Here is a 12,640-nt window from a genome sequence, read left to right as displayed (position 1 = left end):
CTTCTTTTGGAAGTAGATCCAGGCAGCCGTTATCTTTTAAAATTAGGCTGTCTGATCATCAACCAGGGCGCCGGCTGCGTTGGATTTTACGGAGGCGATACCATTATCGCGTCCTGCTGCTGATTCGTACATTTCACTGGTGCCAATTACCTGCCCGTTTGTAGCTTTCAGGTTAAAGTAATGTTTGGCATTGGAAGATGTCTTTTTCTCATAACGTTCATCATGAGAAGCATTGTTCTTAACAGAATCAATACCGTTTTGACAACCGGTCTTTGAATTGTAACCTTCACTAACAAGGATTACTTCTCCATTACCTGCTTTCAATTTAAACCGATACTCTCCATTAGAACTTTTGGTGATAACAAATTTAGACATATGGTTTGTTTTTATTGTTAGTAAAATTAACAAAAAAACCGAACCTGGTCCATAAAGATTCAACGAAGGTTTATGGAAAGATCATGCGCATAAGTTTTATAAATATGAATTTAATTATAACAACCTCGAAAATAATTGTATGTTTATTCCGCGCGTTTGTAACATGCACTGGTGTTACACTTTACAAGAACAAATGAAAAAAATATTCCACGGCCTCCCCTGGTAGTAAGAAATAAGTTATGATCAAAGCTTCACAAGTACGGATAAATTCCATTTCATATATAGTTAGTTTATTTTGCATATGTTGGTTGTTGCTGGCAGGAAATAAAACGGCTTCCGCCCAGTCATTAAATAATATATATAAGAGTGGAGAGGGAGGATACATTTGTTTCCGCATTCCTTCAATAGTCACTACCACTAAAGGTACCTTACTCGCTTTTGCAGAAGCCCGTATGCATGATTGCAGTGATGCAGGAGATATAGACCTGGTAGTAAAACGATCCTTTGACGGTGGTAAAACCTGGACCGGAATAGAGATGGTATGGAATGATGCAGACAATACCTGTGGTAATCCGGCGCCCGTTGTAGATCAGCGGACTGGTAAAATTATCTTGCTGGCTACCTGGAATTTAGGCGCTGATAAGGAAGATGCTATTATTCACCAGGTAAGCAAAGATACACGCCGGGTATATGTACTTTCATCCTCAGATGATGGCGCCTCCTGGTCTGCACCACGGGAAATTACCAGCGATGTAAAAAAGAATAACTGGAACTGGTACGCTACCGGACCTGTGAATGGCATCCAGATAAAGAAAGGTAAGTACAAAGGAAGGTTAGTAGTCCCATGTGACCATATTGATAATGAAACGATGAGATACTTTTCTCATGCGATCTATTCTGATGACGGTGGTAATAACTGGAAACTGGGTGGGATCGTTCCTAAAGACCAGGTAAATGAATGCACGGTAGCAGAGTTATCCAATGGAACGCTGATGCTGAATATGCGTAATAACAGTGAGAACCGCATCCGGCAGGTAGCCACCAGCAAGGATGGAGGCGCCAGCTGGTCAAACGTATATGGCGACAGTACCTTAATAGAACCGGTTTGCCAGGGAAGCCTCCTCCGGTATGAGTTTCCTAAACGGAAATCATTCCTTGCCTTTTCTAATCCGGCCAGCACAGAAGATCGTATATCCATGACCGTCAGGATCAGTTATGATAATGGAAAAACGTGGCCGCTTAAAAAGTTATTACATGCAGGGCCCGTTGCCTATTCAAATTTAGTAGTACTACCGAATGGAAATCTGGGCTGCTTATATGAGGCCGGTCACAAAGGACCCTATGAAGGGATCGTATTTGAGGAGCTGGCATTTTCAGATTTCGTTAAAGAGTAAATGCAGGTTTTGTGATCTCATAAAGTACAGCAGATAAAAATTGTAAAGCCAGGAGTAATATAGTTAAGTTATTGTAAACTAGGCAATTATGACATCTATTCACCAGGATCAGGATTATTTATTGTGGCAGGATGTCCGGGAAGGCAGCATTAAATCTTTTCATATTTTATATGAGAGATATTGGGAAACAGTTTATAAAAGTGCGCTGAAACGATTGAGGAATCATGACCAGGCACAGGATATTACACAAGATATTTTTGCCAACTTATGGCTGAAGAAAGCCGAACTGCAAATAGCAAATCTGCCGGCATATCTCCATGTTTCCGTTCGTAACCGGGTATTAAACCTCTTTGAAAGAGAACGGCGCTACATCCCCTTTGAACAATTAATCCATGATAATATACAGCTGCACGGTGATAGTGCTGATGCTGTTGCTTTGAGAAACGATTTTCTCCAGGCTTATCACACGCTTGTAGATACATTGCCAGTCCAGCGGAAGAAGATCTTCCGGTATTATTTTGAAGAGGGACTTTCTACAGATGAAATAGCGCAGAAGCTCTCCTTATCAAGGAAAACAGTGCAAAATCAACTGGGCAGGGCGGTGTCCTACCTGCGAACCAATCTCTCCCAACTACTGGTTCTTTATATACTGATCAAATAGTATATACGCGCCACAGTGGCAGGAATGCAACAATATCTCCCTACTGATTCCTTCCTGCTTTACAAACAATCAATATTTTTTTTCAGGATGCTTGGGACTTTTCCCTTTTGAACTGTCATTGTTATATAAAGCAAGCAGAAAATAATCATCAATGAATAAGAAAGCGTTTTTTCATCTCCTGCGGAAATACCGGCAGGGTACTGCAACAGCCGAAGAACGCAGGTTCATTGAGTCTTATTATGATCTTTTTGAAATGGAGCCGGACCCTCATCCAGGGCTGAGCACAGCAGAAAGTGATCAGTTGAAAGATGATATCCTGAATGGAGTATGGGATAAAGTAAAGCAACAGGACAGTGAACATAAAACTTTCAGCATAAGAAAGCGCATCCTGCAACCTGTACGGATAGCAGCGGCCATCCTTGTTTTACTGGCAGCAGGTAGCCTGGTGTATATCATGAGTCACCGTACAACAGACCATAAGGGACCGGTTGGGCAAGAGCTACAGCAACACATCAACGATGATATACGACCCGGTGGCAACAAGGCCATACTAACCTTATCCAACGGTCGCAAAATTTCATTGGACACTATTTCGATCGGTTCATTAGCGCATAACGGCGACGCACATATCAGAAAGCAGGATAACGGGGAATTAATTTATCAGGACGAACCGTATAACGGCGGGCAGGATATAGGTTATCATACCATCACTATACCACGGGGTGGTGAGTATAAGGTAGTGTTGGCAGATGGAACTAAAGTATGGCTCAACGCCGGTAGTATATTGCACTATCCTGTTACTTTCAATAACAGCGAACGGCGCGTAACCCTGAGTGGGGAAGCTTATTTTGAAGTAGCCCCGCAAATGGGAAAAACTTTTGTTGTAGATGCCGGCCATGCAGAGATACAGGTATTGGGCACTCATTTTAATATCAATACCTACCACGAAAACAGGATTAGCACCACACTCGCAGAAGGCGCCGTCCGTGTATCGGGAATGGATAAGAGTCTCGTGTTAAAACCTGGACAGCAGGCAATTTCAGATCAGCAAACAAGAGATATAAAAGTAAAACAGGTAAATGTAGAAGAAGCCCTGGCATGGAAAAACGGGTTGTTCCATTTTAACAACACCAATATTGTATCCATCATGCAGGAAGTAGGAAGATGGTATAATGTAGAAATAGTATATGCAACCAAGAATCTCGATAGCAAAAATTTTAGCGGTGTCATGTCACGTTATAGTGAGGCTACCGCATTGCTGAAAAGATTAGAACTAACAGGAACCGTACACTTCAAAATGAAAGACGGGAAAATTATTGTAATGGACTAGCAATTTATAGTGCCTGTCATGGCGCATCCCCACGTATGCAGCTATGGGAGCGGGGCAGGAGAGCAATCTTATCTTTTTTAATTTTTATTTAAACCAGTATCAAGGGTTTTCCCAATAAAAAAACCGGAAGCATTACCAGTGCTCCCGGTCCCGTGTAATACGGTAGTTTGGGAAATACCATCTGTTGTAGACAGATTAAGGAATTTATTTAGACGATTAAACCTAAACCAAACTTTTCAAAGGTATGAAATTAAACCTTAAAAAACTGCCCTTTCCAAGAGGAAAGGCGGCTCACTGTTATGTTCTGTTGATTATGAAACTTACCACCATATTGTTACTCACAGCATGCTTGCAGGTAAGCGCAATGGCAGATGCACAAAGCATCTCTTATTCTAAACAACACGCTTCGCTGGAAGATGTTTTTAACGCTATCAGAGCGCAAACAGGGTATGAGTTCCTGTACAATTATACGATGATCAGCAAAGCCAAAAGTCAGGACATGAATTTTGGAAAGACACCACTTATCAAAGTGTTGGATGAAATTTTCAAAGATCAGCCACTCACCTATACCATCCTTGATAAAACGATTGTGGTACTGGAAAGATCCAGGCACCCGGAGAAAGTCAATGCCAATGTAGCTGCGGCTATTGCTGTGCAGGGCACTGTAACCGATGCGGAAAACGGTAAGCCATTAATCGGTGTAACCATACAGGTGAAAGGTGGTAGCACCGGAACGATAACAGACGAAAGCGGACGGTTTAATTTATCGGTACCTAATGATGCCGTACTAATAGTGAATTTTATTGGGTATGATAAAACAGAAGTAGCGGTAAACGGAAGATCCGTTATCGCTATCTCCCTGAAGGCTATTCCCACTTTGTTAAATCAAATTGTGGTAGTGGGTTATGGTACACAGCAGAAAGCAAATCTTACAGGGGCAGTTGTGCAGATTGAAGGAAGCGAATTAAAACGAACGGCCTCTCCAAACATATCCAATGCAATAGCCGGACGCGTGGCCGGTGTTATTGCCAACAACCGCTCCGGTCTTCCCGGCGACGATGGCTCCAGCTTATCCATCAGGGGATTTAATACCTTCGGTGGCGGTCAGGGCCCGCTGGTGGTAGTAGATGGTGTAGCAGATAGAGGACTGGACAGGATTGCTGCGGAAGATATAGAAAGTATTACTTTCCTGAAAGATGCATCCGCAGCAATTTATGGGGTGCGTGCAGCCAACGGCGTAATTTTAGTAACCACTAAAAGAGGTAAAATCGGAAAACCCGTTGTCAGTTACAACGGTAGTTATGGTTTGCAACAGCTGACGCGCATGCGCAAGCTGGTAGGTTCAGGCGATTATTACACTTATTATAATGAAGTAGGTACACTGAATACCCCGCAATCTGAAATAGATAAATATTATGCGGGCAACGATCCACTGAATTATCCCAGTGTGGATTGGTATAAAGCAGTGTTCAAAAAGAATGCGCCACAAACGGATCATACCATTTCCGTTTCAGGTGGTACCGACCAGGTAAAATATTATATCTCCGGTCAGATGCTGGATCAGGGCAGTAACTTCAAGAATAGCATCATCAAATACAAGCAGTATAACGTCCGCTCAAATATCGACGCCAGGATCAGCAAGCAATTAAAAGTTAATCTTGACCTCACCGCCAGAAAGGAAAACAGGGACTACCCTTCACACGACCTGGGTGGCATCCTGCATGAGGTAATATCTGCCTATCCTTCTTTACCGGATTACTGGCCTAATGGCTTGCCTGGACCGGGTATTGATCATGGTTTAAACCCTGCTATCCTCGTAGGCGGTGCACCCGGATATGAGAAGAAAGAGGATAAGAACTTTATGTCAAAAATCGGCTTTGAATGGCAACCTTCCTTTTTGTTGGATGGCTTAACCCTGAGTGGTTATGGTGCGTTTGATGTTTCTACTTACAGTGGAACCACCCTGAATAAAAAATGGGATAACTACCTGTATAATCAGGCTACCGGAGAATTTATAAACAACAGAAATATGACAGACCGGTCCAGGATCGGACGTAGTGAGTCTACTTCTTTTGTAGAGAATTATTTTCTGAAACTGAATTATGAGAAGAAATTTGGCGTACACAATGTAAATGCATTTATAGCCTACGAACAGAACGAAGATAAATATCGCTCGTTAAATGCTTTCAGGTACGACCTGGTTTCTGACAAGCTGGATCAATTGTTTGCTGCTTCCGCGGTAGGCCAGCAGAATGGTGGAATGGGTGCACAAACCGCCAGGCAGAGCGTATTTGGAAGAATAGGCTATGATTACAACAATAAGTATCTCGCCGACTTCTCTTTACGCTATAATGGTTCCTTCAATTTTGCTCCCCAGCACCGTTGGGGTTATTTCCCGGCGCTTTCATTAAGCTGGAGAATATCTGAAGAAGATTTTTTCAAAAACTGGACCTCCGCATTTGAACAGCTGAAAATACGTGCTTCATGGGCCTTAATGGGTAATGATGATGTAGCACAATACCAGTTTTTCAATTCATATGCAATGGGTTCCGGCGGCGTTTTCTTCGGGCCTGATATCGATCCGGTACAACAGGTATATTTATCTGCTACGGAAAACCCAATTATTACCTGGGAAAAACAGGATACCAGGAACGTGGGCCTGGATGCGATTTTCCTGGATGGAAAGTTCTCCGTTACAGCCGATTACTTCAGGTATCTGCGCAGGGATATCCTGGCACATCGTAATGCTTCCATTCCTACCTATACCGGTTTGAGTTTGCCCGATGAAAACATTGGCAGGTCATTAAACAGGGGCTTCGATTTATCTGCCACCTATAGCAGTAAAGCAAGAGATTTTAACTATAAAATTGGCGGTAATATTACCTATGCCAAAAGTAAAATCCTCTTCAGGGATGAACCTAAAGAAGTACCGGAATGGCAGAAGTCAGAAGGGCAACCCATTGATGCCTGGCTGATTTATGAAACAAATGGCATTTACCGCACACAGGAAGAAGTAGATAAATCAGCTCATCTGAATGGCGCTGCACCCGGCGATATCTGGATCAGGGATCGCAATGGGGATGGTAGTATCAGCAGTGAAGACAAAATCCGTGTTCCGGAATCTGCCACACCAAAACTCGTATATGGTATTACGTTAGGTGCAAGTTATAAGAACTTCGAATTTAATATGCTGTTGAGTGGCCAGGCAAAGGCCAAACAACTGATCCTGCCACAAAGACAAAGCTCTGTGGGCGCGCCTCCCATCTGGTTGTACGAAGACAGGTATACTGCAAACAATACGGATGCTAAATATCCAAGAGCCTTCAACAACGCAGATTTCCGTAATAATATAGATGCCGATTTCTGGCTCGTAGATGCATCTTTCCTCCGTTTAAAATCAATGGAGATCTCCTATAATTTGCCAAAATCACTCCTTTCTAAAGTTGGTTGCGCAGGCGCCAGGTTTTATGTCAGCGGATTTAATTTACTTTCTTTTGATAACCTGAAGAAGTATGATCTGGATCCTGAAACAAATAACGTTACAGGAAATAACTATCCGCAAACAAGGATCTATAAGTTTGGCGTAAACCTCGATTTTTAATCATTTGTAGACCAACTAAGCAAATTGCCATGAAGAAATTATCAACTAGCATATATATCGTTTTACTGTCTCTTTCCATCCTGTCTTGTAATAAAGGCTTTTTAGACAGGGAGCCTCTCACTTCTTATTCTGACGCTACTGTGTGGGGGGATATAAACCTCGTGAAGGCATATGTAAATGATCTTTACACCGTACTACCCGATGGAGGAGGCGTAAGGGCGCTGCTGCTATCTCCTGCATGTGATGAAGGGTTCAATAAGTTTGATTATAATGGGGTGAGAAGTATCATTAATGCAGGCGCCTTAACCCCAGACAATATCGGTTCTTTTGATGTATGGAAGAATACCTATTCACAGATACAAAAACAAAATATCTTTATCGGAAGGATCGGTGAGGTACCCGGTGATGCAACCGATATTAATTTGTTAAAAGGGCAGGTGCATTACCTGAGAGCTTATAGTTACTTTACGCTCACCCGCGACTATGGCGGCGTACCATTAATCACCAAACAGGTTAAACTCGATGATAATTTTGATATCCCCAGAGCTTCTTTTGAAGAATGCCTTGATTTCATGATCGCTGAACTGGATGAAGCGGCCACCTTGTTGTCTGCCGGATACACTGCCGAAGAGGATAAAGGCAGGATCACCGCCGCCGCTGCGCTGGCATTAAAATCCAGGATTCTTTTGTATGCTGCCAGCCCTTTATGGAATCCCACCAACGATTTAGCTAAATGGGAAAAGGCTTCAAAAGCGGCCAAAGCAGTCATTGATCTGCCAGGTTACCATTTGATACAAAGTAATGAAAGCCCTTATCCACAGATATTTTCCACCAATTTTAATGCGGAAATAATTTTCTCGCGTGCCAATAACCAGGATTATGGTTATCATATTTTCGATACCTGGCTTTCTCCTAACAGCTATCATGGTTGGGCCGTTCATGTGCCTACCCAGAACCTGGTGGATGCATTCAACATGGCCAATGGCAAGATGATTGATGAGGCAGGCTCCGGATATAATCCACAGGACCCTTATGCCGGCAGGGACCCGCGTTTTTATGCGGATATCGTTTATGATGGCAGGGGATACAGAAGATCCGGGGACCTGGAGTATCGTGGCGCCAGCGGGAATGTTGCCGAATTTTTTGAAGGAGGACTGGATAGTGATGCAGGTCTTGAAGAATGGAACAATAGCCTTACCCGTTATACATTCCGTAAATATTGTGATACCACCTTTAATATGGCTGCCATTAACCAAAGTAATCAACCGTGGATCATTTCAAGATTAGCGGAAATTTATTTGAATTATGCGGAAGCTGAATATCACCTGGGACATCAGGATGTGACACGTGAGTATATCAATCTGGTGCGCGCACGCGCAGGAGTGACCACCATACCGGTTGCAACTAAAGATGCTGAATTGTTGAAAAGAATCTATAATGAAAGACAGGTGGAACTGTGCCTGGAAGGCCATCGTTATTATGATGTACGCCGCTGGAAAATTGCAGAGATAACGGAAAACAAACCGGTTAGACAGGTAATAATCACCAGGCTGCCGGATGGTTCCCGTAAGTTCGTTTACCAGGATTTGGAAAACCGCGTATTTCACGCGCCGCAGAATTATTTGTTGCCTATTCCTTTGTACGAATTGCAAAGAACTACCTCCCTTACACAAAACCCTGGATATAATTAGAACAGCCTGATTAATTTATCTGAATGATGCTATAGGTAATGCCATCCGGTATTACCTGTAATGTCATTTGTGTTTCCAATCGAGTAAATATGATACATCGTTCTCTTAGTAATTTAAAGATATGCCTGTTGTTGTTGGGGCTGCATCTTTCCCTGGTAGCTGTTGCACAAAGCAGTAGCAATACAGGAAAAGTGGTGCAGCCGGTGGAGAGTGCCAACCTGAATATAACCCCCTTTGGATCTATTCGTTCCTGGTATAAAAATACAGATACGCTGGGTAAGCCGGTGAGCTTTACGGAGTTTGCAACGCGCGCACAATCAGCTGGCGCCAATATTGGCGTTTTCTGGTGGGATGCACGGGATATCACAGCCGTTGAAGTTATCTATCAGGAAAGTGCTGTTGAGGATGTGGTGCAGTCAGCACAGTTGCAGTACTGGAAGTATGGCTGGCCTGACCCACCTCCGCACATGCCCTCCATGGATGATCATGAAGATGATCCCTGGCGTGGCCACTGGGTGACAGCACAAACAAATGTAACGGTGAAGGGTAAACGCGTGATCTATACCTTTAAGCCGCTGAATGCGCAGGAAAACAATGATGCTGATAACCTGCCGGGTGTTACCTATCGCAGAACATTGAAGGTGCGTGTATTATTCCCGCAGCCGGCTAAAAGTATAGCGGCTATCAATGTGCTGTCCACGGCCAAAGCCAGGAGCAAGTCTATCCGCATTCAAATGGGCTGCGGAAATAATAAAAGCACACCACTGGAAGGTAGCCTTGAAATCTTCAATGGGTATATAAAAAATGTTGCTGCCTGGAACTGGGACCGCCAGGATAAAAAGACCGGTATGAGCTCCTGGAAAATGAACTTGAACAGGAAAGAGAAAGGAATTGTAGCGGATATTTTTACTGCAGAAGAAACCCTGCCGGGATCCAATACGGAAACAGTAGTTACTGTACGGTCCAATCTGGGTACTTTTTCTTTTTCTCCGGATGACCTGGAAAAAGGCCCTATATATATTCCTCACTATAATGCCTACATCACCCGGTCTGCGGATCCGGTTTCTTTTGCAAAAGCAAATCCTGTACAGGGTAAAACTATACGGGAGAAGATCCTGGAAGAACCCGAACAGTCCTATGAGCGCGCCCTGGCAGAGATTCCGCCTTTAGACCCATTTCAAACACAGGATGATGAGCGGATCTATATTCCATTAGCAACGGATGCCAACTGGCAGAAATTTATGTTGTCCTGGGGTGGAAATATTATCATGGACAAAAAAGAAGTGAGAGCGCAGGGAAAAGAATTGCTCCGCTGTAACTGGGAAGGGCTGGATCTCAAATGGAACATTGGTAGCGGCGCAAAACCGGATTACCTGCGGACCAGGGAGAATTCCAAAACGTCCATGCTGGAAGGATATATACCGGTAGTAAATACTAAATGGAGACAAGATAGTTTGATATATGATGAAGAAGTATTTACGACACTGCTGCATGGGCCGCTGTCTCCCGATGATCCTGCCAGAAGTGAACAAACACCGGCTATCCTGCTGGTGAAAGTAACGGTATCAAACCCCGCGCTCAAACCCCGGAATGCAACGGTATGGTTGTCGGCGAATGAGGCTGTAAATGGCCTTACTGCCACCAATGGTTTTATCATGGATGAGGTGAAGGGCGGCAAATTTATCAGGGCTTACATGCCTTCCGGTCCGGAGAATGTGGCAAACACCACATTGGAAAAGGACGACAAAGGCGCCAACAGATCTATCCGCCGGGAAATAGCATTAGCACCCAACTCATCAAAAGTGCTGTACTATTATTTCCCGTTTGTGGGCGATCTGACTGTAAATGATGAAGCGAAGCTGGCTGCGCTTAATTATGAAAATGAAAAGGAAAGGGTCGTTTCCTACTGGAGGGATATTGTAGCAAAGAATGTGGTCTATAACGTACCGGAACCGAAGTTTAATGATATGAGCAGGGCAGTAGTGCCGCATATCCGGATGGGTACCACCAAAGATCCTAAAAGCGGCTTGTACATGGTGCCTGCTGCTGCTATCAGGTATATGGTTTTTCCGAATGAATCCGTGTTTCAGACAAACCTGTTAAACCGCCTGGGCGATTTCTCCACGGCCGGTAACTACCTGAACACATTTATGGCGTTGCAGGGTAGCCGCAAACTTCCCGGCGATTTTACCGGAGATCAGAAGGATGTGCTGTATGGTGTTAAGGTGGCGGAAGGATATGATCTCACAGGAATAGGCTACAACATGCACCATGGCACCGTACTATGGGGCCTGGCGCATCATTATTTATATGCACAGGATAAAGCGTGGTTGAAAAAAGCGGCGCCCCACATGGCCAGAGCGGCCAACTGGATTATTGAACAACGTAATAATACAAAACAACTGGATGAGCATGGAGATACGGCGACCCATTATGGTTTGATGCCTGCGGGTTCTTTGGAAGATGTGAGCGATTGGCGTTTCTGGTATGCCACGAATGCCTATTCTTACCTCGGACTGGAAACAATGGCCAAAGCATTTGAAAGTGCCGGCCTGCCCGAAGCTGCTTATTATCGTAAAGAGGCCGCTGCCTATTACAAAGATATCAGAAGAAGCCTGGACAGGGCTACAGAGCTAAGTCCTGTGGTAAGGCTTAGAAACGGTACCTATGTGCCTTATGTGCCTACCCGGCCGTACCAGCGTTTCCGGTATTTCGGCCCTAAGAAAGCGAAGTACTATGATCGTTATAATAAAGGCATGTACCCCACACTACGTTTAACCGCTACCCGTGAGGCATTGTACGGCCCTGTTGTTTTACTTAAAACAGGCGTGGTAGAACCTGCCGAATCTATGGGCGACTGGATCCTGAATGACTGGGAAGATAATATCACCCTTTCTACTTCTCTTAACCTGAACACACATGGCTGGGTGGATGATGAGTACTGGTTTAGCCGCGGTGGCATGGTATTCCAGGCTAACCTCCAGAATCCGGTAGGCGCGTACCTGCAAAGACAGGAGATTCCTGCTGCCCTTCGTAATCTGTACAATGATTTTGTATCCTGTTTTTATCCGGATGTAAATGTATTCAGTGAAGAATACCGCATGTGGAAGCATGGCAGCGGACCTTTTTACAAAGCCCCCGATGAAGCGCGGTTTGTAGGTCAGATCTGTGACTTACTCGTGATGGAAAGCGGCGAAGAACTCTGGCTGGCAAATGGTACGCCGCAACGTTGGCTCGAACCGGGAAATAAAATAATGCTGAATAATGCACACACGGAATATGGGAAAATGAGCTATACCCTGCAAAGCGGACAGTTACCCGGCACCATTGAAGCAGATATAACACTCCCGGAAAAAAAATGCGAAAAAGTATTACTTTTTGTACGTGCTCCATTTAAGCAACCAATCCGTGCTGTTACCATTAATGGGAAAGTGTGGCAGGAGTGGGATGCCAAACGGGAAGCTATTACTATTCCCCAAACAAATAAAAAGGTACACGTTACGATAGTTTATTAATGCAGGATATGAAAATACAAATCCACCCGTATCAGGCAGAATATGGAATTTATTCCCTTTTAAATTTACAAAA

7 protein-coding genes are annotated in these 12,640 nt (G+C 44.0%); 6 read left to right on the top strand and 1 reads right to left on the bottom strand.

Annotation, left to right across the window (positions count from 1 at the left end):
* Nucleotides 1-42 precede the first annotated feature (42 nt).
* Nucleotides 43-375, bottom strand: a complete 333-nt coding sequence (locus ABQ275_RS12305) for a YegP family protein (RefSeq protein ID WP_349318609.1) — start codon at nt 373-375, stop codon at nt 43-45.
* 311 nt (nt 376-686) lie between these two features.
* On the opposite strand from ABQ275_RS12305, the gene ABQ275_RS12300 reads away from it, so the two are divergent.
* From ABQ275_RS12300 to ABQ275_RS12275, 6 genes are all read left to right on the top strand, one after another.
* The gene (locus ABQ275_RS12300; protein ID WP_349318608.1) at nt 687-1,769 is read left to right on the top strand and encodes a sialidase family protein; all 1,083 of its coding nucleotides are present in this window, start codon (nt 687-689) and stop codon (nt 1,767-1,769) included.
* A gap of 88 nt (nt 1,770-1,857) precedes the next feature.
* Entirely contained in the window at nt 1,858-2,430 is a 573-nt protein-coding gene (locus ABQ275_RS12295) for a sigma-70 family RNA polymerase sigma factor (protein WP_349318607.1), read from the top strand.
* Nucleotides 2,431-2,581: 151 nt separating this feature from the next.
* Nucleotides 2,582-3,760, top strand: coding sequence for a FecR domain-containing protein (locus ABQ275_RS12290; protein WP_349318606.1), 1,179 nt, complete (start codon nt 2,582-2,584; stop codon nt 3,758-3,760).
* Nucleotides 3,761-4,004: 244 nt separating this feature from the next.
* Nucleotides 4,005-7,361: a TonB-dependent receptor gene (locus tag ABQ275_RS12285; RefSeq protein WP_349318605.1), complete on the top strand. Its 3,357-nt coding sequence runs from the start codon at nt 4,005-4,007 to the stop codon at nt 7,359-7,361.
* Between the two features lie 29 nt (nt 7,362-7,390).
* Nucleotides 7,391-9,052 (top strand): RagB/SusD family nutrient uptake outer membrane protein, encoded by a 1,662-nt coding sequence (locus ABQ275_RS12280; protein WP_349318604.1) that lies wholly within the window; start codon nt 7,391-7,393, stop codon nt 9,050-9,052.
* A gap of 89 nt (nt 9,053-9,141) precedes the next feature.
* The gene (locus ABQ275_RS12275; protein WP_349318603.1) at nt 9,142-12,567 is read left to right on the top strand and encodes a hypothetical protein; all 3,426 of its coding nucleotides are present in this window, start codon (nt 9,142-9,144) and stop codon (nt 12,565-12,567) included.
* Nucleotides 12,568-12,640 lie beyond the last annotated feature (73 nt).

Source organism: Chitinophaga sp. MM2321 (genome assembly GCF_964033635.1).
Taxonomy (GTDB): Bacteria; Bacteroidota; Bacteroidia; order Chitinophagales; family Chitinophagaceae; genus Chitinophaga.
Note: the sequence above shows the minus strand (reverse complement) of the source record. Positions and strands in the feature narration are given on the sequence as shown.